Annotated in this window: 19 protein-coding genes, 1 tRNA gene, 3 rRNA genes and 1 riboswitch; of the genes, 10 read left to right on the forward strand and 13 right to left on the reverse strand. The window is 54.4% G+C overall.

Annotated elements, in window-relative coordinates; all coding sequences use genetic code 11:
* Positions 1-48: 48 nt before the first annotated feature.
* The 7 genes from aceA to ACG1VR_RS21685 form a co-directional block, all read right to left on the reverse strand.
* Entirely contained in the window at positions 49-1356 is a 1308-nt protein-coding gene (gene aceA, locus ACG1VR_RS21655; RefSeq protein ID WP_395489777.1) for an isocitrate lyase, read from the reverse strand.
* A gap of 30 nt (positions 1357-1386) precedes the next feature.
* The gene (gene aceB, locus ACG1VR_RS21660) at positions 1387-2985 is read right to left on the reverse strand and encodes a malate synthase A (RefSeq protein ID WP_395489778.1); all 1599 of its coding nucleotides are present in this window, start codon (positions 2983-2985) and stop codon (positions 1387-1389) included.
* Positions 2986-3231: 246 nt separating this feature from the next.
* Complete coding sequence (gene metA, locus ACG1VR_RS21665) at positions 3232-4161, reverse strand: homoserine O-succinyltransferase (protein ID WP_395489779.1); 930 nt, start codon at positions 4159-4161, stop codon at positions 3232-3234.
* A gap of 447 nt (positions 4162-4608) precedes the next feature.
* A 5S ribosomal RNA gene (gene rrf / locus ACG1VR_RS21670) occupies positions 4609-4724 on the reverse strand.
* Between the two features lie 95 nt (positions 4725-4819).
* Positions 4820-7727 (reverse strand): 23S ribosomal RNA (locus ACG1VR_RS21675).
* A 206-nt stretch (positions 7728-7933) separates the two neighbouring features.
* Positions 7934-8009, reverse strand: a tRNA-Glu gene (locus ACG1VR_RS21680).
* A gap of 74 nt (positions 8010-8083) precedes the next feature.
* A 16S ribosomal RNA gene (locus tag ACG1VR_RS21685) occupies positions 8084-9625 on the reverse strand.
* Together the 16S, 23S and 5S rRNA genes with 1 tRNA gene alongside form the textbook arrangement of a ribosomal RNA operon.
* A 619-nt stretch (positions 9626-10244) precedes the next feature.
* Here ACG1VR_RS21685 and purH point away from each other — a divergent pair.
* The gene (gene purH, locus ACG1VR_RS21690; protein WP_016517398.1) at positions 10245-11834 is read left to right on the forward strand and encodes a bifunctional phosphoribosylaminoimidazolecarboxamide formyltransferase/IMP cyclohydrolase; all 1590 of its coding nucleotides are present in this window, start codon (positions 10245-10247) and stop codon (positions 11832-11834) included.
* A gap of 18 nt (positions 11835-11852) precedes the next feature.
* Entirely contained in the window at positions 11853-13145 is a 1293-nt protein-coding gene (gene purD / locus ACG1VR_RS21695) for a phosphoribosylamine--glycine ligase (protein WP_395489780.1), read from the forward strand.
* A gap of 32 nt (positions 13146-13177) precedes the next feature.
* Here purD and ACG1VR_RS21700 read toward each other — a convergent pair whose 3' ends face one another.
* The 6 genes from ACG1VR_RS21700 to nudC all read right to left on the reverse strand — a co-directional run bounded on the left by ACG1VR_RS21700 (position 13178) and on the right by nudC (position 17541).
* Positions 13178-13870: a DUF1481 domain-containing protein gene (locus tag ACG1VR_RS21700; protein ID WP_395489781.1), complete on the reverse strand. Its 693-nt coding sequence runs from the start codon at positions 13868-13870 to the stop codon at positions 13178-13180.
* Between the two features lie 14 nt (positions 13871-13884).
* A complete protein-coding gene (gene hupA / locus ACG1VR_RS21705; protein ID WP_002884342.1) occupies positions 13885-14157 on the reverse strand; it encodes a nucleoid-associated protein HU-alpha in 273 nt (90 codons plus the stop codon).
* Positions 14158-14343: 186 nt separating this feature from the next.
* Positions 14344-14934, reverse strand: coding sequence for a YjaG family protein (locus ACG1VR_RS21710; RefSeq protein ID WP_016517395.1), 591 nt, complete (start codon positions 14932-14934; stop codon positions 14344-14346).
* A 43-nt stretch (positions 14935-14977) separates the two neighbouring features.
* Positions 14978-15649 carry a deoxyribonuclease V gene (nfi, locus tag ACG1VR_RS21715; RefSeq protein WP_016517394.1) on the reverse strand — a complete coding sequence of 224 codons (672 nt, stop codon included), beginning with the start codon at positions 15647-15649 and terminating at the stop codon, positions 14978-14980.
* 14 nt (positions 15650-15663) lie between these two features.
* Positions 15664-16731, reverse strand: a complete 1068-nt coding sequence (gene hemE / locus ACG1VR_RS21720) for a uroporphyrinogen decarboxylase (RefSeq protein ID WP_016517393.1) — start codon at positions 16729-16731, stop codon at positions 15664-15666.
* Positions 16732-16767: 36 nt separating this feature from the next.
* The gene (nudC, locus tag ACG1VR_RS21725) at positions 16768-17541 is read right to left on the reverse strand and encodes an NAD(+) diphosphatase (protein WP_216374765.1); all 774 of its coding nucleotides are present in this window, start codon (positions 17539-17541) and stop codon (positions 16768-16770) included.
* 97 nt (positions 17542-17638) lie between these two features.
* Here nudC and ACG1VR_RS21730 point away from each other — a divergent pair, with 97 nt between their 5' ends.
* From ACG1VR_RS21730 to ACG1VR_RS21765, 8 genes are all read left to right on the forward strand, one after another.
* A complete protein-coding gene (locus ACG1VR_RS21730) occupies positions 17639-18142 on the forward strand; it encodes an Rsd/AlgQ family anti-sigma factor (RefSeq protein ID WP_016517391.1) in 504 nt (167 codons plus the stop codon).
* Positions 18143-18193: 51 nt separating this feature from the next.
* Positions 18194-18304: riboswitch (TPP riboswitch) on the forward strand.
* Between the two features lie 88 nt (positions 18305-18392).
* Positions 18393-19076 (forward strand): thiamine phosphate synthase, encoded by a 684-nt coding sequence (gene thiE / locus ACG1VR_RS21735; RefSeq protein ID WP_016517390.1) that lies wholly within the window; start codon positions 18393-18395, stop codon positions 19074-19076.
* A complete protein-coding gene (locus ACG1VR_RS21740) occupies positions 19069-19824 on the forward strand; it encodes a HesA/MoeB/ThiF family protein (RefSeq protein ID WP_016517389.1) in 756 nt (251 codons plus the stop codon). Before thiE ends, ACG1VR_RS21740 begins: the two co-directional genes overlap by 8 nt.
* On the forward strand, positions 19808-20008 hold the full coding sequence (gene thiS, locus ACG1VR_RS21745) for a sulfur carrier protein ThiS (RefSeq protein ID WP_016517388.1): 201 nt from the start codon (positions 19808-19810) through the stop codon (positions 20006-20008). Before ACG1VR_RS21740 ends, thiS begins: the two co-directional genes overlap by 17 nt.
* Before the next feature lies 1 nt (position 20009).
* Positions 20010-20789 carry a thiazole synthase gene (thiG, locus tag ACG1VR_RS21750; protein ID WP_016517387.1) on the forward strand — a complete coding sequence of 260 codons (780 nt, stop codon included), beginning with the start codon at positions 20010-20012 and terminating at the stop codon, positions 20787-20789.
* Positions 20789-21922: a 2-iminoacetate synthase ThiH gene (thiH, locus tag ACG1VR_RS21755; protein ID WP_395489782.1), complete on the forward strand. Its 1134-nt coding sequence runs from the start codon at positions 20789-20791 to the stop codon at positions 21920-21922. The genes thiG and thiH overlap by 1 nt, the downstream gene beginning before the upstream one ends.
* A gap of 319 nt (positions 21923-22241) precedes the next feature.
* Positions 22242-22547 (forward strand): PTS sugar transporter subunit IIB, encoded by a 306-nt coding sequence (locus tag ACG1VR_RS21760; RefSeq protein WP_016517385.1) that lies wholly within the window; start codon positions 22242-22244, stop codon positions 22545-22547.
* A 3-nt stretch (positions 22548-22550) separates the two neighbouring features.
* Positions 22551-22868, forward strand: coding sequence for a PTS lactose/cellobiose transporter subunit IIA (locus tag ACG1VR_RS21765; RefSeq protein WP_016517384.1), 318 nt, complete (start codon positions 22551-22553; stop codon positions 22866-22868).
* Positions 22869-22874: the final 6 nt, after the last annotated feature.

A 22874-nucleotide genomic window follows, 5' to 3' on the forward strand; every position in this document is an offset into this window, starting at 1 on the left:
TTCTCCGCCAGATTGCTCCCTCTCCCCGTAGAGAGAGGGATTTTAGGATCAGAACTGCTCTTCTTCAGTGGAGCCGGTGAGCGCGGTGACAGAGGAAGCGCCGCCCTGGATGATGGTGGTCACCCGGTCAAAGTAGCCGGTGCCAACTTCCTGCTGATGAGAAACAAAGGTGTAGCCTTCAGAAGCCGCGGCAAATTCTGGCTGCTGCACTTTCTCGACGTAGTGCCTCATCCCCTCGCCCTGAGCGTAGGCATGGGCCAGGTCGAACATGTTGAACCACATGCTATGGATACCGGCCAGGGTAATGAACTGGTATTTGTAGCCCATATTCGACAGTTCCTGCTGGAAGGCCGCGATGGTTTTGTCATCAAGGTTTTTCTTCCAGTTAAACGACGGCGAACAGTTGTAGGCCAGCAGTTTGCCCGGGAAGCGAGCATGAATAGCATCCGCAAAGCGCTTAGCCTGATCCAGATCCGGTTTAGAGGTTTCACACCAGACGAGGTCGGCATAAGGCGCGTAGGCCAGACCGCGGCTGATAGCCTGCTCAATACCGGCGCGGGTGTGATAGAAGCCTTCCTGAGTACGTTCGCCGGTCACAAACTCGCGGTCGTATTCATCGCAGTCGGAAGTGATCAGGTCGGCCGCATCGGCGTCGGTACGGGCAATCAGCAGAGTCGGAACGCCCATTACGTCAGCCGCCAAACGAGCAGCAATCAGCTTCTGAATAGCTTCCTGGGTCGGTACCAGCACTTTGCCACCCATATGCCCGCATTTCTTCACCGAGGCCAGCTGGTCTTCAAAGTGAACCCCGGCAGCACCGGCCTGAATCATCGATTTCATCAGCTCGAAAGCATTAAGTACGCCGCCGAAACCGGCTTCCGCATCGGCAACGATCGGCAGGAAGTAGTCGACATGGCGCGGATCGCCCGGCTCGATGTTTGAAGCCCACTGGATCTGATCCGCACGCTGGAAGCTGTTGTTGATCCGATCGACCACGGACGGAACCGAGTTCGCCGGGTAGAGCGATTGATCCGGGTACATGCTGGAGGCGAGGTTTGCGTCCGCCGCGACCTGCCAGCCGGAAAGATAGATAGCCTCAATACCCGCTTTTGCCTGCTGTAAAGCCTGGCCACCGGTTAATGCCCCGAGGCTGTTGACGTAACCTTTTTTCGACTCCCCGTGCAGCAGGCGCCAGAGCTTAGCCGCTCCGTGCTGCGCCAGCGTGCATTCCGGGTTCAGCGAGCCGCGCAGTTTCACCACGTCTTCGGCGCTATAGGTACGCTGAATACCTTCCCAACGAGGCTGCGTCCATTCTTGCTGTAATTGTTGAATCTGTTGGCTACGTGAGGTTTTCATTTCAGATGCTCCATATTTGTAGGGTTAGGTTCAGGCAAGCAGGCGGTAGCCCGGCAGCGTCAGGAAGTCGATTAATTCTTCTGAGGTGGTAATTTGTTCCATCAGCCGCGCAGCTTCGTCGAAGCGCCCCTGGCTAAAACGCTGGTCGCCCAGCTCTTCCTGAATCACCAACATCTCTTCGGCAAGCATCTGGCGGAACAGCGCTTTGGTCACGGTCTGGCCGTTACTCAGCGTCTTTTGGTGATGTATCCACTGCCAGATTGAAGTACGGGAAATTTCAGCGGTCGCGGCATCCTCCATCAAGCCGTAGATAGGCACGCAGCCGTTGCCGGAGATCCACGCTTCGATGTACTGAACGGCAACGCGAATATTGGCGCGCATCCCTTCTTCGGTGCGCTCTCCGGGGCAAGGCTCAAGCAGCTGAGCCGCGGTAATCGGCGCGTCTTCGCGGCGCTTAACATCCAGCTGGTTATGGCCTGAACCCAGTTTCTTGCCAAACACTTCCATTACCGTGTCAGCAAGGCCCGGGTGAGCAATCCAGGTGCCGTCGTGGCCATTGCTGGCCTCCATTTCTTTGTCCGCTTTGACCTTGTTCAGTACCCACTCATTGCGGGCGCTGTCTTTGCTTGGAATAAATGCCGCCATACCGCCCATGGCAAAAGCGCCACGGCGATGACAGGTTTTAATTAACAGGCGCGAGTAGGCGTTGAGGAATGGCTTATCCATCGTGACCGATTGACGGTCGGGCAGGACGCGATCCGCGTGATTCTTCAACGTTTTGATATAGCTGAAGATGTAATCCCAGCGGCCGCAGTTCAGACCAACGATGTGATCTTTCAGAGCGTGGAGGATCTCGTCCATCTGGAATACCGCCGGCAGCGTTTCGATAAGCAGCGTGGCTTTAATCGTGCCGCGAGGCAGGGAGAAATGATCCTCCGTAAAGCTGAACACCTCACTCCACCAGGCGGCTTCCTGCCAGGACTGCGTTTTTGGCAGGTAGAAGTATGGGCCGCTGCCCTTGGCCAGCAGCGCATCAACGTTATGGAAGAAATAAAGCCCGAAGTCGAACAGACTTCCCGGGATAGCTTCCCCGCGCCAGGTCACATGTTTTTCAGGCAGATGCAGACCGCGAACGCGGCAAACCAGCACCGCAGGATCGGGCTTTAACTGGTAGATTTTACCGGCTTCGTTGGTCCAGCTAATGGTGCCATTAACCGCATCGCGCAGGTTGATTTGGCCGTCGATCACTTTGCTCCAGCTCGGCGCAAGAGAATCTTCAAAGTCGGCCATAAACACTTTCACGTTAGCGTTCAGGGCGTTGATTACCATTTTGCGCTCAACCGGCCCGGTGATTTCCACACGGCGGTCGAGTAAGTCCTGCGGGATGCCACGAATTGTCCAGTCACCATTACGAATGGAAGCAGTTTCCGAATTGAAGTCAGGGAGTTTACCGGCATCAATAGCCTGCTGTTCAGCAATCCGAGACGCCAGCAGCTTGTTACGCTGCGGGGTGAAGCGGGCCACCAGTTCGCCGATGAATTCTACGGCTTCCGGCGTCAGGATTTGTCTCTCTTGCTCGCCAAACGGCTGGCTAAAGGCCAACTCTTCGCTAACTGTCTGTTGTGTCATTCGGTTACTCCTTCGTCTTATCCCGTCGATACGGCCAAAAGTGGATCAGGCACGGCTGTGCAGTTTTCATGCAACAGAATTAAGACTACTTCATGATTTTTTAAAATCAAAAACAATTTCCATTTTGAAATTAAAAATCATTTATCATATTGATATTTATATGATTAAAGTTTGATCGTAGAGGGAAGTGGTTTTCAGAGTACAAAAAAAGCGCCCGAAGGCGCTTGTGGTGGGAGGCTGAAACGCTTAATCCAGCGTAGGATTCATATGGCGCAGATCGAACGGTGTGATCTGGTAGACGTAGTAGTTTAGCCAGTTTGTGAACAGCAAATTACCGTGGCTGCGCCAGGTGGCGTGGGGTGTTTTACCCGGATCGTTGTCCGGGAAGTAGTTATAAGGCACTTCAGTCTCAAGCCCGGCTTCAATGTCCCGGAAGTATTCGCCGGAGAGTGTCAGAGCATCGTATTCCGGGTGGCCGGTCACAAACGCGATGCGCTTGTCCTTACTGCCAAACAGGTAAGCGTCACCCTGTTCCGTTTCGGCCAGAATCTCCAGATCGGTATAGTCACGGATCAGCTGGGCCGGGAAGTCGGCATAGCGGGAATGAGGCGCCAGGAATGAGTCGTCGAACCCACGGGTCAGCAGAGCGTGGGGATGTGTAATGTGATGCTCATAAACGCCGGAGAGTTTTTCATTGCGGGTCTGCTTCGGAATGCCATACAAAATATTCAGAGCGGCCTGTACGGCCCAACAGACAAACAGCGTTGAGGTGACGTGATCTTTTGCCCATTCCAGCACCTGCTGGATCTGCGGCCAGTAGGCAACATCGTTAAATTCGACCAGCCCAAGCGGCGCGCCGGTGACTATCAGGCCGTCATAGTTATCGTGCTGGATATCTTCGAAATTACAGTAGAAGTTATTGAGATGTTCGCTGGGCGTATTACGTGATTCACGGCTGTCGATACGCAGCAGTTGAATGTCCACCTGCAGCGGCGAGTTGGAGAGCAAACGCAGAAACTGATTTTCCGTCTCAATCTTCTTTGGCATCAGATTCAGGATCAGCACCTTTAGCGGACGGATTTCCTGATTGCTGGCGCGCGAAGATGTCATCACAAAGACGTTTTCCTCACGCAGGAAATTGACGGCTGGTAGCTCGTCCTGCACCCGAATCGGCATAACCTTATATCCTCAAAGCATACGTTTAAACGTTTAGACATCCAGACAGCTGAAGATACCGAAATTAGTGAATAATGTCGAGCCGGAAGCGAAAAGGTGAAAATGTTTCATTTAGAGACGGCAATGATAAACAGAGGGTTATGCTGGTTTTCTGGCTTAAAGGCAGCAGATTTGATTGTTTTGGAAGGCCGTTTTTTTGATGTTTTTTAAGATAGCAGAAAGCAAAAAACCCCGGCCTTTCGGTCGGGGTTATTGCTAATTTGATGCCTGGCAGTTCCCACACTACTCGTATCATCCTGATACTCGCCCCTTCGGGGCCGCCGCTCGCGGCGTTCAAACGTGTTCCCGACACGTTTGTCGCATGGCCATGCTCGTGTAGTAAATTTCCAGGGTTCTGATAAAAACAAAAAGGCCACCCGTAAGGGTGGCCTTGATGCTTTATTTGATGCCTGGCAGTTCCCTACTCTCGCATGGGGAGACCCCACACTACCATCGGCGCTACGGCGTTTCACTTCTGAGTTCGGCATGGGGTCAGGTGGGACCACCGCGCTACGGCCGCCAGGCAAATTCTGTTTACTGACCGTCACTTCGTGACCATCAGTCTAATCCTGAACTTCGCTGAAAATCGATTTGTCTCGCAAAACACCTTTGGTGTTGTAAGGTTAAGCCTCACGGGTCATTAGTACTGGTTAGCTCAACGTATCGCTACGCTTACACACCCAGCCTATCAACGTCGTAGTCTTCAACGTCCCTTCAGGGGAATCAAGTTCCCAGGGAGAATTCATCTCGGGGCAAGTTTCGCGCTTAGATGCTTTCAGCGCTTATCTCTTCCGCATTTAGCTACCGGGCAATGCCATTGGCATGACAACCCGAACACCAGTGATGCGTCCACTCCGGTCCTCTCGTACTAGGAGCAGCCCCCCTCAATTCTCCAGCGCCCACGGCAGATAGGGACCGAACTGTCTCACGACGTTCTAAACCCAGCTCGCGTACCACTTTAAATGGCGAACAGCCATACCCTTGGGACCTACTTCAGCCCCAGGATGTGATGAGCCGACATCGAGGTGCCAAACACCGCCGTCGATATGAACTCTTGGGCGGTATCAGCCTGTTATCCCCGGAGTACCTTTTATCCGTTGAGCGATGGCCCTTCCATTCAGAACCACCGGATCACTAAGACCTGCTTTCGCACCTGCTCGAGCCGTCACTCTCGCAGTCAAGCTAGCTTATGCCTTTGCACTAACCTCACGATGTCCGACCGTGATTAGCTAACCTTCGTGCTCCTCCGTTACGCTTTAGGAGGAGACCGCCCCAGTCAAACTACCCACCAGACACTGTCCGCAACCCGGATCACGGGTCTACGTTAGAACATCAAACATTAAAGGGTGGTATTTCAAGGTTGGCTCCACGCAGACTGGCGTCCACGCTTCAAAGCCTCCCACCTATCCTACACATCAAGGCTCAATGTTCAGTGTCAAGCTATAGTAAAGGTTCACGGGGTCTTTCCGTCTTGCCGCGGGTACACTGCATCTTCACAGCGATTTCAATTTCACTGAGTCTCGGGTGGAGACAGCCTGGCCATCATTACGCCATTCGTGCAGGTCGGAACTTACCCGACAAGGAATTTCGCTACCTTAGGACCGTTATAGTTACGGCCGCCGTTTACCGGGGCTTCGATCAAGAGCTTCTCCTTGCGGATAACCCCATCAATTAACCTTCCGGCACCGGGCAGGCGTCACACCGTATACGTCCACTTTCGTGTTTGCACAGTGCTGTGTTTTTAATAAACAGTTGCAGCCAGCTGGTATCTTCGACTGCCTTCAGCTCCACCCGCAAGGGGTTTCACCTACCGACAGCGTGCCTTCTCCCGAAGTTACGGCACCATTTTGCCTAGTTCCTTCACCCGAGTTCTCTCAAGCGCCTTGGTATTCTCTACCTGACCACCTGTGTCGGTTTGGGGTACGATTTAATGTTACCTGATGCTTAGAGGCTTTTCCTGGAAGCAGGGCATTTGTTACTTCAGCACCGTAGTGCCTCGTCATCACACCTCAGCGTTAACAAGAGTCCGGATTTACCTAAACTCTCCGCCTACATGCTTAAACCGGGACAACCGTCGCCCGGCTAACATAGCCTTCTCCGTCCCCCCTTCGCAGTAACACCAAGTACAGGAATATTAACCTGTTTCCCATCGACTACGCCTTTCGGCCTCGCCTTAGGGGTCGACTCACCCTGCCCCGATTAACGTTGGACAGGAACCCTTGGTCTTCCGGCGAGCGGGCTTTTCACCCGCTTTATCGTTACTTATGTCAGCATTCGCACTTCTGATACCTCCAGCAGACCTCACAGTCCACCTTCGACGGCTTACAGAACGCTCCCCTACCCAACAACACCTAAGTGTCGCTGCCGCAGCTTCGGTGCATGGTTTAGCCCCGTTACATCTTCCGCGCAGGCCGACTCGACCAGTGAGCTATTACGCTTTCTTTAAATGATGGCTGCTTCTAAGCCAACATCCTGGCTGTCTGTGCCTTCCCACATCGTTTCCCACTTAACCATGACTTTGGGACCTTAGCTGGCGGTCTGGGTTGTTTCCCTCTTCACGACGGACGTTAGCACCCGCCGTGTGTCTCCCGTGATAACATTCTTCGGTATTCGTAGTTTGCATCGGGTTGGTAAGCCGGGATGGCCCCCTAGCCGAAACAGTGCTCTACCCCCGAAGATGAGTTCACGAGGCGCTACCTAAATAGCTTTCGGGGAGAACCAGCTATCTCCCGGTTTGATTGGCCTTTCACCCCCAGCCACAAGTCATCCGCTAATTTTTCAACATTAGTCGGTTCGGTCCTCCAGTTAGTGTTACCCAACCTTCAACCTGCCCATGGCTAGATCACCGGGTTTCGGGTCTATACCCTGCAACTTAACGCCCAGTTAAGACTCGGTTTCCCTGCGGCTCCCCTATACGGTTAACCTTGCTACAGAATATAAGTCGCTGACCCATTATACAAAAGGTACGCAGTCACCCCATAAATGAGGCTCCCACTGCTTGTACGTACACGGTTTCAGGTTCTGTTTCACTCCCCTCGCCGGGGTTCTTTTCGCCTTTCCCTCACGGTACTGGTTCACTATCGGTCAGTCAGGAGTATTTAGCCTTGGAGGATGGTCCCCCCATATTCAGACAGGATACCACGTGTCCCGCCCTACTCTTCGAACTCACAGTATGTGCATTTTAGTGTACGGGAGTATCACCCTGTACCCTGCGACTTTCCAGACGCTTCCACTAACACACAAACTGATTCAGGTTCTGGGCTGCTCCCCGTTCGCTCGCCGCTACTGGGGGAATCTCGGTTGATTTCTTTTCCTCGGGGTACTTAGATGTTTCAGTTCCCCCGGTTCGCTTCGTTAAGCTATGTATTCACTTAACGATAGTGTGACGAATCACACTGGGTTTCCCCATTCGGAAATCGCCGGCTATAACGGTTCATATCACCTTACCGACGCTTATCGCAGATTAGCACGTCCTTCATCGCCTCTGACTGCCAGGGCATCCACCGTGTACGCTTAGTCGCTTAACCTCACAACCCGAAGATGTTTCGCTTCGAATTATGAAAATTTGAGAGACTCGAACACACCTCTATTCTGTTCTTATTACGGAGAACAGAAACAGTGTGTCGTTTCAATTTTCAGCTTGTTCCGGATTGTTAAAGAGCAATATCTTAAACACGACTCGAAAGTCATCTTTAAGATATTCAGTGATAATGTCTTTCACTCATTATCGGTATGGCGTCCCCAAGGGGATTCGAACCCCTGTTACAGCCGTGAAAGGGCAGTGTCCTGGGCCTCTAGACGATGGGGACTCTGGTACTACTGTTGCTCGTTAATTTCTATCAGACAATCTGTGTGAGCACTACGCGGGTTTGTATCTTTTAGGTAAGGAGGTGATCCAACCGCAGGTTCCCCTACGGTTACCTTGTTACGACTTCACCCCAGTCATGAATCACAAAGTGGTAAGCGCCCTCCCGAAGGTTAAGCTACCTACTTCTTTTGCAACCCACTCCCATGGTGTGACGGGCGGTGTGTACAAGGCCCGGGAACGTATTCACCGTAGCATTCTGATCTACGATTACTAGCGATTCCGACTTCATGGAGTCGAGTTGCAGACTCCAATCCGGACTACGACGCACTTTATGAGGTCCGCTTGCTCTCGCGAGGTCGCTTCTCTTTGTATGCGCCATTGTAGCACGTGTGTAGCCCTACTCGTAAGGGCCATGATGACTTGACGTCATCCCCACCTTCCTCCAGTTTATCACTGGCAGTCTCCTTTGAGTTCCCGGCCGAACCGCTGGCAACAAAGGATAAGGGTTGCGCTCGTTGCGGGACTTAACCCAACATTTCACAACACGAGCTGACGACAGCCATGCAGCACCTGTCTCAGAGTTCCCGAAGGCACCAATCCATCTCTGGAAAGTTCTCTGGATGTCAAGAGTAGGTAAGGTTCTTCGCGTTGCATCGAATTAAACCACATGCTCCACCGCTTGTGCGGGCCCCCGTCAATTCATTTGAGTTTTAACCTTGCGGCCGTACTCCCCAGGCGGTCGACTTAACGCGTTAGCTCCGGAAGCCACGCCTCAAGGGCACAACCTCCAAGTCGACATCGTTTACGGCGTGGACTACCAGGGTATCTAATCCTGTTTGCTCCCCACGCTTTCGCACCTGAGCGTCAGTCTTTGTCCAGGGGGCCGCCTTCGCCACCGGTATTCCTCCAGATCTCTACGCATTTCACCGCTACACCTGGAATTCTACCCCCCTCTACAAGACTCAAGCTTGCCAGTTTCGAATGCAGTTCCCAGGTTGAGCCCGGGGATTTCACATCCGACTTAACAAACCGCCTGCGTGCGCTTTACGCCCAGTAATTCCGATTAACGCTTGCACCCTCCGTATTACCGCGGCTGCTGGCACGGAGTTAGCCGGTGCTTCTTCTGCGAGTAACGTCAATCACTAAGGTTATTAACCTTAATGCCTTCCTCCTCGCTGAAAGTGCTTTACAACCCGAAGGCCTTCTTCACACACGCGGCATGGCTGCATCAGGCTTGCGCCCATTGTGCAATATTCCCCACTGCTGCCTCCCGTAGGAGTCTGGACCGTGTCTCAGTTCCAGTGTGGCTGGTCATCCTCTCAGACCAGCTAGGGATCGTCGCCTAGGTGAGCCATTACCCCACCTACTAGCTAATCCCATCTGGGTTCATCCGATGGCAAGAGGCCCGAAGGTCCCCCTCTTTGGTCTTGCGACGTTATGCGGTATTAGCTACCGTTTCCAGTAGTTATCCCCCTCCATCAGGCAGATCCCCAGACATTACTCACCCGTCCGCCGCTCGTCAGCGGAGTAGCAAGCTACTCCCTGTTACCGCTCGACTTGCATGTGTTAGGCCTGCCGCCAGCGTTCAATCTGAGCCATGATCAAACTCTTCAATTTAAAAGTGTTTGATGCTCAAAGAATTAAAACTGTTTATAAAATCAGTAGTCACTCTTCAAGACTTGATATTTTTTTGCATCCGAAGATGCTTGAGATATCAATCCTGCGAGTGCCCACACAGATTGTCTGATAAATTGTTAAAGAGCAGTGAGTTACGCGCTTTCGCTTGCTAACTCGAGGTGGCGTATATTACGCTTTCCTCTTTCAGAGTCAACCCTTAATTTCAGGATTTTTAACTCTCATCGCCGCCGTTACTCTGTGATGTTGTTCACATGTTCCGTGTCGATGGAGGCGCATTATAGGGAGTTCTCCCGGCGCTGCAACACTAAAATGACAGAAAAATGACTGACTGCTGCATTCCACAGCAAAACCCCGCCTTATACCCTTTTGCACACAGACTTATCCACAATCCGGATTTGAACTGAAAATTCGCGAGCGCGACGCAAACGTTTTCGCTACAATGCACCGCGATAAAAAGGACACCCCCGTTGGGGGCGTTAGCTGAGTTTTCGTCTCTTCTTATACATAAATTCCCTTTCCTGCACCGCCAGAGCGAAGGTGAAGACTAAAATTCAGCTAACGCTCTTCTATATGCGAACCAAAGCCAAGGGATAAAACCATGCAACAACGTCGTCCTGTACGCCGCGCTCTGCTCAGTGTTTCTGATAAAGCCGGTATCGTCGAATTCGCTCAGGCACTCTCCCAGCGCGGAGTAGAGCTGCTGTCCACCGGCGGCACCGCTCGCCTGCTGGCCGAAGCAAACCTGCCGGTTACCGAAGTCTCTGACTACACCGGTTTCCCGGAGATGATGGACGGACGCGTCAAGACGCTACACCCAAAAGTTCATGGCGGTATTCTTGGCCGTCGCGGACAGGATGATGCAATCATGGCGGAACACGCCATCGCGCCTATCGACATGGTTGTTGTTAACCTTTATCCGTTTGCCCAGACCGTTGCTCGCGAAGGCTGCTCTCTGGAAGACGCGGTTGAGAATATCGATATCGGCGGCCCGACCATGGTGCGCTCCGCCGCCAAGAACCATAAAGATGTCGCGATCGTTGTGAAGAGCAGCGACTACCAGACGATCGTAGCCGAGCTGGATGCTAATGAAGGATCCCTGACGCTCGAAACCCGATTCGATCTGGCAATTAAAGCTTTCGAACATACCGCGGCTTACGACAGCATGATTGCCAACTACTTTGGCAGCCTGGTTCCTGCTTATCACGGTGAGAGCAAAGAACCTGCCGGTCGCTTCCCGCGCACGCTGAATCTCAACTTCATTAAGAAGCAGGATATGCGCTACGGTGAAAACAGCCACCAGCAGGCCGCCTTCTATATAGAAGAAGAAATTAAAGAAGCGTCCGTCGCGACCGCCACCCAGGTTCAGGGCAAAGCGCTCTCCTATAACAACATCGCCGATACCGATGCCGCGCTGGAATGCGTGAAAGAATTCGACGAGCCGGCCTGCGTTATCGTCAAACACGCTAACCCATGCGGCGTTGCCGTCAGCGGCTCTATCCTTAATGCGTACAACCAGGCTTATAAAACCGACCCAACCTCCGCATTCGGCGGCATCATCGCCTTCAACCGCGAACTGGATGCTGAAACTGCACAAGCCATCATTTCTCGCCAGTTCGTGGAAGTGATCATCGCGCCATCCGCCAGTGAAGAAGCATTGAAGATTACCGCGGCCAAACAGAATGTGCGTGTACTGGTTTGCGGCCAGTGGCAGCAGCGCACTTCAGGCCTCGACTTCAAACGCGTAAATGGCGGCCTGCTGGTACAAGATCGCGATCTGGGGATGGTTACCGCGGCCGATCTGCGTGTAGTGAGCAAACGCCAGCCGACGGAGCAAGAGCTGCGCGATGCGCTGTTCTGCTGGAAGGTAGCGAAGTTCGTGAAATCCAACGCCATTGTTTATGCCCGTGACAATATGACCATCGGAATAGGGGCGGGCCAGATGAGCCGCGTTTACTCTGCCAAAATTGCCGGGATTAAAGCAGCCGACGAAGGTCTGGAAGTGAAAGGCTCAGCCATGGCTTCCGACGCCTTCTTCCCGTTCCGCGACGGTATTGATGCCGCAGCGGCCGTTGGCATTAGCTGCGTTATCCAGCCGGGTGGCTCAATCCGTGATGATGAAGTGATCGCCGCCGCCGACGAGCACGGGATCGCGATGATCTTCACCGATATGCGCCATTTCCGCCATTAATCCCCGGAGCGTTTATAGATGAAAGTTTTAATTATTGGTAACGGCGGGCGCGAACATGCGCTGGCCTGGAAAGCCGCCCAGTCTCCTTTAGTTCGCACGGTATTTGTTGCTCCGGGCAACGCCGGTACGGCACTGGAGCCAGCGCTGCAAAACGTGGCTATTAGCGCCACGGATATTCCGGCTCTGCTGAGCTTTGCGCAGAACGAAAAAATTGACCTGACAATTGTCGGCCCGGAAGCCCCGCTGGTGATTGGCGTGGTGGATGCGTTCCGCGCCGCTGGCCTGAAGATCTTCGGGCCAACCGAAGGTGCCGCGCAGCTGGAAGGCTCTAAAGCATTTACCAAAGATTTTCTCGCTCGCCACAATATCCCGACGGCGGAATACCAAAACTTTACCGAGGTTGAGCCTGCCCTGGCTTACCTGCGTGAGAAAGGTGCGCCAATCGTGATTAAGGCCGACGGCCTGGCGGCGGGTAAAGGCGTTATCGTCGCGATGACGCTGGAAGAAGCCGAGGCTGCGGTTAATGACATGCTGGCGGGCAACGCTTTTGGCGATGCGGGCCACCGCATTGTTATTGAAGAGTTCCTCGACGGCGAAGAAGCCAGCTTTATCGTAATGGTAGACGGCGAAAACGTTCTGCCGATGGCGACCAGCCAGGATCATAAGCGCGTTGGCGACGGCGACACCGGCCCGAACACCGGCGGCATGGGCGCTTACTCCCCTGCTCCGGTTGTCACGGATGAAGTGCACCAGCGCACGATGGAGCGCGTTATCTGGCCTACGGTTCGCGGTATGGCGGCAGAAGGTAATACCTACACCGGTTTCCTGTATGCCGGGCTGATGATCGACAAGCAGGGCAACCCGAAGGTCATTGAGTTCAACTGCCGCTTTGGCGATCCGGAAACTCAGCCGATTATGCTGCGCATGCAGTCTGACCTGGTTGAGCTGTGTCTCGCCGCCTGTGACGGCAAACTTGATGAGAAAACCTCTGAATGGGACGAACGTCCTGCGCTGGGGATCGTTATAGCCGCTGGCGGATATCCTGCCGATTACCGCAACGGCGACGTTATCCACGGCCTGCCGCTGGAAGAGGTCGCCGACGGTAAAGTCTTCCATGCCGGAACAAAGCTGAGCGATGACGAGCAGGTGCTCACAAACGGCGGACGAGTGCTGTGCGTGACCGCTTTGGGCAATACCGTCGCAAAAGCCCAGCAGCGTGCTCTGGAGCTGAAAAAGACGATTCACTGGGACGGCTGCTTCAGCCGCTCGGATATCGGCTATCGCGCCATAGAGCGTGAAAACGCTAAGTAAAACGAAACCGCCCTCGAGGCGGTTTTTTTAACTCAGAAATCGCCGGGTTTGGGCTGCCAGCTACAGAAGTCCTGGTTCGCCACCAGCAACAGCTGTGAGCCTTCCGGCGCTTCCAGCCATGCAATGCTGACCTCAAGCGAGGAGTTATTCTGCCGACGCTCAATATGGCTGAGCGAGGCGGCGTCGAGTTTAGGGCTAAGAGTTTCACCTTCGCAGGTGGTTACCGTGCCGTTCCGATGCCAACGCCCCTGTCGCAAAACCACATGGCCAATGCGCAAAGCTTCGCTGGTCGCTCTTATCCTGTCCGCGTTGTACTGATAGAGCGCGATTTGGTCGTTTGAGAGCTGCTGCTTCTGGTTATTCACTTCTTGCTGCATAAAGCTCAGCTCGCCGCGGTCATCAAAGCGAACTTTGACATGCTCCGGCTGCTTGCCCTGAATATTCAGCTCGATAAAGATAAGTTTGTCGCCCTGCCAGCGGTATTCGCCGGTGGTGGTTGCGCCGTGCTGCCACGGGCTAAACGCCGTAAGCATATGGGTGGATTCATCGGCATTATCTTTGCGCCAGATGCGCACCACGCCCTGGTCAGCTACATAACCAGTCGCGGTAAAGGGAGGGAGTTTGTTACTGCTGCATGCGGTAAGCACCACGACACCCACCAGCGCCAGCAGCGGACGCCAGACGGACAAAAGGGGCGTAAACGCCCCTCTGTTAAAACTGTTCACCGACACGCGTTAACTTACTTAACCGCGTCTTTCAGTGCTTTACCAGAAACAAATGCCGGCACGTTAGCAGCAGCGATTTTGATTTCTTTACCGGTCTGTGGGTTGCGGCCTGTGCGCTCAGCACGGTGGTTCACCTTGAAGGTACCGAAACCAACCAGTTGTACAGCATCACCTTCTTTCAGAGACTCAGTAATTGCAGCCAGAGTGGATTCCAGAGCAGCTTTAGCCTGTGCTTTAGACAGGTCAGCCTTGTCAGCAATTACATCAATCAGTTGAGTCTTGTTCATAAGTTATCCTTACAATGTGTTTATCGCTTGCTAAGCATCGAGTGCGACGGAAATGGCTGAAAAGCACTCTCCTGCATACACGCACCGATAGCCACTTTTATTCGCCCCACAAATGTAGACCAGACGGGGGGTTAATTGGAAGCCTCCAGGGAGGACAAATCAGACTGTATGTCACGTTTTACTGTCTTATTGCTGCAAATTTATACCGATATTGCTGATACCCGCCTCACGGAGGTCGGCACGTAGCCCTTTGATGAGCTCAATATCGCGTTCTTCGCAGTCCGCCAGCAGCCGGAAAATCTCCCACTGAATGTCCCATTCTTCTTCTACCGCCGGGTTTGCTCTCAACTCCTCATCGGTCATTTCACGACCAGCCTGAGTCATTTCCAGCATCGCCACCGAAGTGATTGAACATTTACTGACTTCGATCGCATGCTCCAGCGTTTCGCCTGAGAGACGAGAGTGAATCAGTTCACTCAGCGCCACGCAGGCGTCAATCGCCGGATAGACACCGTAAATATCATAGTCGTCAGCGGCGGGAATTGCCTCTTCAAGTTTCTCAAGCTGGCTATCAAAGTTTACTTTGGCATCTTTTACCGTTTGGGTTTCCCAAATCAGGTCAAGAATTTTGCGATACAGCTGGGCATCGCCAAAGCCAGTTTGCTGGCAAAACATGGCGTAGTTCGGATACATACGCTCGCACAAAGAAGCCATAAAAGTGACGTGCTGCCAGCTTTCCAGCTTCTCCAGGCGTAAATGAATTGGGTTCTGTAACATGACGATGTCTCAAAGACGGAAAATTAGCGGCAGTTTACCTGAATCACCTGCCAATTGCTTGCAGGCGCTTAAAGGCCGGGCGTCCGGAGGCAACGGCATCGGCCCAGCGGGTAGGCTCCGGCAGGCGATAACCCGCCATACAGCGCTGTACCCAAAACAGAGCGCTATCCAGGCTAACGCGATGCCCGGTAGAGATAAATAACGGATTACAGCGTTTTTTGCTGCGCCAGACCCACGCCAGCTGCTCGCCTTTATCCATCAGCGGCGCGCAGGCACCCGGCTCGTCGCTGAGCGGCTCAAACTTGCCGCACAGCCGCTTTTTGGCCACGCCGATAGTAGGAACATCCACCAGCAGGCCAAAATGACTGGCGACGCCAAGGCGGCGAGGATGAGAAATGCCGTGGCCATCGACGAATACCAGATCCGGTTTCTGAGACAGCATTCCCCACGCCTCCAGCAGCGCCGGATATTCGCGGAAAGACAAAAAGCCGGGAATATAGGGCATGGTGGTGGCAATGCGGGCCACCCGGTGCTCAACCAGCTCGAGGGAGGGATATTTCAGCAAAACAATAGCGGCCCGGGTCACTTCCCCGCCCTGCTCAAAGCCAACATCGGCCCCGGCTATCAGCCCCGGAGGAGACTGTTCAAGCTCGTCCTCGCGGATGACCTTTGAGGCCAGTTCAAGCTGCTGCTCTCGTAATGCGGCGAGATCCATCTCTTCCCTCCCCGTCAGGAACGGTGATATTGCGCTGATAGGCGGTGTACGGCTTCAACGAAGACGCCAGCATGTTCAGGCGGCACATCCTGATGAATGCCGTGCCCAAGGTTGAAGACGTGGCCTTCTCCCTGCCCGAAACCGGCCAGAATGGTAGCAACTTCTTCTTCGATACGCGCCGGCTGAGCGTAAAGCATCGACGGGTCCATATTACCCTGCAGAGCCACTTTGTGGCCTACGCGACGGCGAGCGTCGGCGATGTCCGTGGTCCAGTCCAGGCCCAGGGCATCACAGCCGGTTTCCGCCATCGCCTCCAGCCACTGCCCGCCGCCTTTGGTGAACAAAGTCACCGGCACGCGGCGGCCTTCGTTTTCACGCAGCAGGCCGTCGACAATTTTATGCATGTAGTAAAGCGAGAACTCTTTATAGTCACGCCCGCTGAGCGCCCCGCCCCATGTATCGAAAATCATCACCGACTGCGCACCCGCACGGATTTGCGCATTCAGGTAGAGCGTCACGCTCTGAGCCAGCTTGTCCAGCAGCAGATGCAGCGCTTTCGGATCCGCAAACATCATCTTTTTAATCACGGTAAAGGCTTTGCTGCTGCCACCTTCAACCATATAGGTCGCCAGCGTCCACGGGCTGCCGGAGAAGCCAATCAGCGGGACTTCGCCCTTCAGCTCGCGGCGGATAGTCCGCACCGCGTTCATCACGTAGCCCAGTTCGCCTTCCGGATCGGGGATCGGCAACTTTTGAATGTCGGCCATGTTCTTAATCGGCGAACTGAAGCGCGGGCCTTCACCGGCTTCAAAGTAGAGCCCAAGCCCCATCGCGTCAGGAATAGTCAGGATATCGGAGAAGAGGATCGCGGCGTCCAGCGCATAGCGGCGCAGAGGTTGCAATGTGACTTCGCAGGCCAGTTCCGCATTTTTGCACAGCGACATAAAATCGCCGGCCTGGGCGCGGGTTGCCTTATATTCCGGCAAATAGCGGCCCGCCTGGCGCATCATCCACACCGGGGTAATATCAACGGGCAGGCGCTGCAGGGCGCGCAGGTAACGATCGTTCTTCAGTTCAGTCATTTTTAGAATTTCCTTTGGCTGTATGCGGGCAGTTTATCACTCATACTCTGCCCGACACAGGGCGACGGTATCTTCAATCAATCGGCGCGCAACGGTTCCCGGCGGCGGAAGCAAAGGCAGCTGGTCGTAGCGATACCAGCCCGCATCCAGCAGCTCCTTCGGATCGATTTTTATCTCACCGCTGTGGTAGTCCGCCGTAAAAGCGGTCATCAGCGACTGCGGGAAAGGCCAGGGCTGAGAAGTGACATACTTCAGGTTTTTCACCTGGATACTGCTCTCTTCCATCACTTCCCGGGCGACGGCCTGCTCCAGCGTTTCTCCTACCTCGACAAACCCGGCCAGAACGGTATACACGCCGCCTCTATGCCGGGTGTGTTGCGCCAGCAAGATATGATCATCTCGGCGGATGGCCACGATGATGCATGGCGCAATTTGCGGGTAATAACGCTCGCGGCAGTGGCCGCAAAGCATGGCCCATTCGCTTTTGCTGGGGTGCATTTCATGGCCACAGTAGCCGCAAAACTTGTGCGAACGGAAGAATTCCGTTAGCTGAACGCCGCGCCCGGCAAGCTGGAAAAGACCGACATCCTGGTCCAGTAATTGCCGTAAAGAACCCATATCTGCCCGGCGATTTTCACGCACCAGCCAGACCGGCTCGCCTTCCCATTCGCCAATCAACCTGCCGCTGGCGCCAATAAGCTGGAACTCGGCGGCGTTACCGTGAGGTAAATCACCTTGTGGCAGCCATATTTTTTGCTCATGGCTGACTATCCACCAACCATGATCTAAGTTTTGAATAACACGTTCCATAACCTGGTGCACATCCCCGAGTTCACTGATATAAACAATTAGTTAATACATTTTGGGTTAGTTTGCGTTCAATCTTTTAACTCACGGAGTCTCGATCATGCTTAACCAGTTAGCCAATCTGACTGAGCGCGTTGGTGGTAGTAATGAGTTAGTTGACCATTGGCTCCAGGCCCGTAAACACCTGTTGGTTGCCTATTACAACATGGTCGGGATCAAGCCTAACAAGGAATCGCACACCGCGCTCGACGAAAAAGCGTTAGATAATTTCTGCCATGGCCTGGTGGATTACCTCTCTTCCGGTCATTTTAGTATTTACGAGCGAATTATCAGCAACCTGGAAGGGAGCAGCCCGCTGCTGAGCGCCGCCCAACTTTACCCCCAGCTGGAAGCCAATACCCAGCAGATCATGGATCTTTATGATTCGCACCTCGAAAACGCCATCGACCGCGACAGCTGGGTCGAGTTTCAGCAGGCGCTTTCCGAGATAGGCGAATGCCTGGAATCTCGCTTCTCGCTGGAAGACAGGCTGGTTTTACTGGCTATCGATAACAATCTGGATAGCAGCGCCAGCGATCCTGCCGGGGTGGCAAGTCCCGCTTGAGTTGTTAGCTATTAACGAGTAATTTACAACTTCCCCGCCGCAAGGCGGGAAGCATTCTTGTCGGAGTGCCGAGTGTGTTATGCACCGGCTGAGACCGTTAATTCGGGATCCGCGGAACCTGATCAGGTTAAAACCTGCGAAGGGAACAAGAGTAATTCTGATTTTGGGTACCCCCGGTTCGGGCGGCCCACATCCAGTACTCCCTCCGTCCTCCCGGCAAGCCACTTCCTGATAAATACTGGAATGCGCTATGTCTGCATCTGAGAAAAATTCTGGTCGCCGCGAATCGCGCGCCCTTGCTACGATAAAACCCTATCCCGCCACCTCAAAGAGGCTCGGCCTGTACCCGGTTGTTGATAGCGTTGAGTGGATTGAGCGTCTGTTAGACGCCGGTGTACGCACCCTCCAGCTGCGAATAAAAGACAAGCGAGATGAAGAGGTTGAAGCGGATGTTGCCGCGGCCATAGCCCTCGGCAAACGCTATAACGCTCGCTTATTTATTAACGACTACTGGAAGCTTGCCATTAAACACGGCGCTTACGGTGTCCATCTCGGCCAGGAAGATATGGACGTAGCCAACCTCGTCGCCATTAGCGAGGCCGGATTACGTCTTGGTCTTTCCACGCACGACAATATGGAAATGGATCGCGCTCTGAGCGCCAGTCCTTCCTACATCGCACTCGGCCACGTTTTCCCGACGCAAACTAAACAGATGCCATCCTCTCCGCAGGGTCTGACTAAGCTGGCAGAGCATATTCAAACGCTCGGCGAGTATTCCACCGTCGCCATCGGCGGCATCAGCATTGACAGAGTACCCGCCGTTCTGGCGACCGGCGTCGGCAGCGTTGCCGTGGTCAGCGCGATCACTCAGGCCGCAGACTGGCGTGCCGCCACCGCCACGCTGCTTGAACTGGTGGGAACCGGCGATGAATGACGCGGACTTTATGCGCTACGGCCGTCAGCTTCTGCTGGAGGATGTGGCTATCAAAGGGCAGGAAAAACTGCTCGCCAGCCGGGTTTTGCTTATCGGGCTTGGTGGTCTGGGCTCTCCGGCGGCGCTGTACCTGGCCGCTGCGGGCGTTGGCACGCTGACCGTGGCGGACGATGACAAAGTGCATATCAGCAACCTGCAACGCCAGATCCTGTTTACTTCCGAAGATATCAATCAGCCAAAGTCTGCCGTAGCCCACCAGCATTTGCAGCGCCTGAACCCGGGCGTAACAGTTGTGCCCTTGCAGGAGAGATTAACCGGCGAAACGCTGCATAACGCGGTAAATGAAGCCGATGTGGTGCTGGACTGTAGCGACAATATGCCCACCCGCCAGGCGGTGAACGCAGCCTGCGTGGCAACCGGTACGCCGCTCGTTACCGCCAGCGCGGTCGGTTTTAGCGGCCAAATGATGGTTCTCGCCCCGCCCTGGGAGCATGGCTGCTACCGCTGCGTCTGGCCGGATGAAAGCGAGCCGGAACTCAACTGCCGTAACGCCGGAATTATAGGTCCGGTCGTTGGCGTGATGGGAACACTCCAGGCGCTGGAAGCAATCAAATTACTTACCGGCATGGCTCCGGCTACCGGCTTATTGCGCCTGTTTGACGCCCGCCAGCACGGCTGGCAGACGCTGAAGATGCAGAAGTCGGCAAATTGCCCGGTTTGCGGAGGGCGAAATGCGCATTCAATTTAATGATGAACCTCTGGAATGTGCCGCTGGCCTGACGCTCGCCGCCCTGCTCGCTCAGCTTGAGCAGGGTAAAACGGGCGTCGCGCTGGCGGTGAACCACATTATCGTGCCGCGTGAGCAATGGAGCGACCATTTGCTGCGTGAGGGCGACTCTATTTTGCTGTTTCAGGCGATTGCCGGAGGCTGATATGTTAAAAATTGCCGATAAAACCTTTTCTTCCCGCCTGTTCACCGGCACCGGAAAATTCGCCTCCAGTCAGCTGATGATCGCGGCGATCCAAGCTTCCGGCTCCCAGCTTGTCACTATGGCGATGAAACGCGTTGACCTGCGCACCCGCAGCGATGAAATCCTGCAGCCGCTTCTGGAGGCGGGTATTCAGCTGCTGCCTAATACCTCCGGAGCAAAAACGGCAGAAGAGGCCATATTTGCAGCTAAACTTGCTCGCGAGGCGCTGGGCACCCACTGGGTGAAGCTTGAGATCCATCCTGACGTACGCTACCTGCTTCCCGACCCTATCGAGACGCTAAAGGCGGCCGAAGCGCTGGTCAAACAGGGTTTTGTGGTGCTGCCTTACTGCGGCGCAGATCCGGTTTTGTGTAAACGTCTGGAAGAGGTTGGCTGCGCGGCGGTGATGCCTCTTGGGGCACCCATCGGTTCGAATCAGGGGCTACAAACTCGTGCCCTGCTGGAAATAATCATCGAGCAGGCCAGAGTGCCGGTAGTTGTGGATGCCGGAATTGGTGCGCCAAGCCACGCCGCAGAAGCGCTGGAAATGGGGGCTTCTGCGGTACTGGTCAATACGGCGATAGCCGTTGCGCGCGATCCGGTGCAGATGGCAAATGCCTTCCGCCTGGCCGTGGAAGCAGGAAGCTTTGCCGCCGGGGCAGGCTTAGGCCCGCGCCACCAGCAGGCGCAGGCATCCAGCCCGCTGACCAGCTTCCTGCAATTCAGCGAGGACAACGGCTAATGACGGAAACTTTTAGCGATCGCTGGCGGCAGCTCGACTGGGATGACATCAATCTGCGTATCAACAGCAAAACTTCTGCGGATGTAGAGCGGGCGCTGGCCGCCCCACGCCTGACGCAGGATAATCTTATGGCCCTGCTCTCTCCGGCCGCCAGCCGCTATCTTGAACCGCTGGCCCGGCGGGCACAGCAGCTTACCCGCCAGCGTTTTGGTAACACCGTTAGCTTCTATGTTCCGCTTTATCTTTCCAATCTCTGCGCCAACGACTGTACTTATTGCGGCTTTTCCATGAGCAACAAGCTCAAGCGTAAAACGCTCGACGAGGCGGAGATTGAGCGCGAATGTGCGGCTATTCGGGCGCTGGGTTTTGAGCACCTGCTGCTGGTCACGGGTGAGCATCAAACCAAAGTTGGGATGAACTATTTCCGCCAGCACCTTCCCGCAATCCGCAGCAGGTTCAGTTCGCTGCAAATGGAAGTCCAGCCGCTGGACGAGCACGAGTATGCCGAACTGAAAACGCTCGGTCTGGACGGCGTGATGGTGTATCAGGAAACCTATCACCCCGCGACCTACGCGCAACATCACCTGCGCGGCAATAAACAAGATTTCTTCTGGCGGCTGGAAACGCCTGACCGGCTGGGCCGCGCCGGGATAGACAAGATAGGGCTGGGAGCGCTTATTGGGCTGTCGGATAGCTGGCGAACCGACTGCTTTATGGTGGCGGAGCATTTGCTGTGGCTCCAGCAGCGTTACTGGCAAACCCGCTATTCCATCTCCTTCCCGCGTTTGCGCCCGTGTACCGGCGGCGTGGAACCGGCATCCATCATGACCGAGCAGCAGCTGGTTCAGGTGATTTGCGCCTTCCGCCTGCTGGCTCCGGACGTGGAGCTGTCGCTTTCAACGCGCGAATCGCCATGGTTTCGCGACCACGTTATTCCGCTGGCGATTAACAATGTCAGCGCATTTTCGAAGACGCAGCCCGGCGGCTATGCCGACAACCATCCTGAGCTGGAGCAGTTTTCCCCGCATGATGGCCGAACGCCGCAGGAAGTTGCGGCCGCGCTTCGTGATTCAGGCCTACAGCCGGTATGGAAAGACTGGGACAGGTTTTTGGGGAGAGGCACACAACCCTGATGTAACACACCGCAAGGGCGACGATTATTTACGGCCCTTTCCGAAAGAAGGCAGGAGGATGATTGCTGACCTCCGGTCGATAAAATAGTGTCCTCCGGTCGGAATGAACACCTGACCGGAGCGTCACCTTCCTCTTCTCTGCGCCGCTCCGCCTCCCCGCTCGTCGTCTTGATTCCTCAGGGAAAAGCAAAAATGTAACCGGTTTCAGTTTTCTGCAGTTTCTTTTGTGATACCTGACACACAATCAGGTTAAAGCGGTTGTTGCCGCCCCCCTCGACGGATAAATATCACTGTATCCTTCGGACATTGAGAGCGGAATATGAAAAATATCGTGTTGTGTTGTGCTGCTGGTATGTCTACCAGCATCCTGGTTCAACGTATGGTGGATGCCGCACAAAAGAAAGGCATCGAGGTCGCTATTAAGGCCGTTCCCGTTGCCGAGTTTAAAGAGAACATCGAGCGCGCTGACATCGTATTGCTCGGTCCGCAGGTAAAATACGAGCAGGCCAAGTTGCAGGCCATCGCCGATCCTCTGGGTAAGAAAGTCGTCGTTATCGACATGATGGATTACGGCCTGATGAAGGGCGACGTGGTGCTTGAGAAAGCCCTGAAAATGATGGAGTAAGATGTGGAAGATTTAGAGTCGATTATTATGGAACTGCTGGTTAACGCCGGCAGCGCGCGTAGCCAAGCCCTGACTGCTTTGCAGCTGGCACGTAAAGGTGATTTTGACGGTGCCGAAAAGGCGATGGAAGAGTCACACGAATTCGTGAAACACGCTCATAAAATACAGACCCAGCTTATCGGTCTGGATGAAGGCACCGGCAAGCTGCCGGTAAACCTGATTACCGTTCACTCTCAGGATCACCTGATGAATGCGATGGTTATTCAGGACCTTGCCGGTGACATGATTGAGCTTTATCGTCGTCTGCCGCTGATTAAATAATTTTTC

The sequence above is a fragment of the Cedecea davisae genome, assembly GCF_044095835.1.
GTDB lineage: Bacteria > Pseudomonadota > Gammaproteobacteria > Enterobacterales > Enterobacteriaceae > Cedecea > Cedecea davisae.

Excerpts from the sequence above, each read along its gene's own strand:
- aceA (WP_395489777.1), bottom strand. The coding sequence starts at position 1,356 with ATGAAAACCTCACGTAGCCAACAGATTCAACAATTACAGCAAGAATGG.
- aceB (WP_395489778.1), bottom strand. The coding sequence starts at position 2,985 with ATGACACAACAGACAGTTAGCGAAGAGTTGGCCTTTAGCCAGCCGTTT.
- metA (WP_395489779.1), bottom strand. The coding sequence starts at position 4,161 with ATGCCGATTCGGGTGCAGGACGAGCTACCAGCCGTCAATTTCCTGCGT.
- purH (WP_016517398.1), top strand. The coding sequence starts at position 10,245 with ATGCAACAACGTCGTCCTGTACGCCGCGCTCTGCTCAGTGTTTCTGAT.
- purD (WP_395489780.1), top strand. The coding sequence starts at position 11,853 with ATGAAAGTTTTAATTATTGGTAACGGCGGGCGCGAACATGCGCTGGCC.
- hupA (WP_002884342.1), bottom strand. The coding sequence starts at position 14,157 with ATGAACAAGACTCAACTGATTGATGTAATTGCTGACAAGGCTGACCTG.
- ACG1VR_RS21710 (WP_016517395.1), bottom strand. The coding sequence starts at position 14,934 with ATGTTACAGAACCCAATTCATTTACGCCTGGAGAAGCTGGAAAGCTGG.
- nfi (WP_016517394.1), bottom strand. The coding sequence starts at position 15,649 with ATGGATCTCGCCGCATTACGAGAGCAGCAGCTTGAACTGGCCTCAAAG.
- hemE (WP_016517393.1), bottom strand. The coding sequence starts at position 16,731 with ATGACTGAACTGAAGAACGATCGTTACCTGCGCGCCCTGCAGCGCCTG.
- nudC (WP_216374765.1), bottom strand. The coding sequence starts at position 17,541 with ATGGAACGTGTTATTCAAAACTTAGATCATGGTTGGTGGATAGTCAGC.
- ACG1VR_RS21730 (WP_016517391.1), top strand. The coding sequence starts at position 17,639 with ATGCTTAACCAGTTAGCCAATCTGACTGAGCGCGTTGGTGGTAGTAAT.
- thiE (WP_016517390.1), top strand. The coding sequence starts at position 18,393 with ATGTCTGCATCTGAGAAAAATTCTGGTCGCCGCGAATCGCGCGCCCTT.
- ACG1VR_RS21740 (WP_016517389.1), top strand. The coding sequence starts at position 19,069 with ATGAATGACGCGGACTTTATGCGCTACGGCCGTCAGCTTCTGCTGGAG.
- thiS (WP_016517388.1), top strand. The coding sequence starts at position 19,808 with ATGCGCATTCAATTTAATGATGAACCTCTGGAATGTGCCGCTGGCCTG.
- thiG (WP_016517387.1), top strand. The coding sequence starts at position 20,010 with ATGTTAAAAATTGCCGATAAAACCTTTTCTTCCCGCCTGTTCACCGGC.
- thiH (WP_395489782.1), top strand. The coding sequence starts at position 20,789 with ATGACGGAAACTTTTAGCGATCGCTGGCGGCAGCTCGACTGGGATGAC.
- ACG1VR_RS21760 (WP_016517385.1), top strand. The coding sequence starts at position 22,242 with ATGAAAAATATCGTGTTGTGTTGTGCTGCTGGTATGTCTACCAGCATC.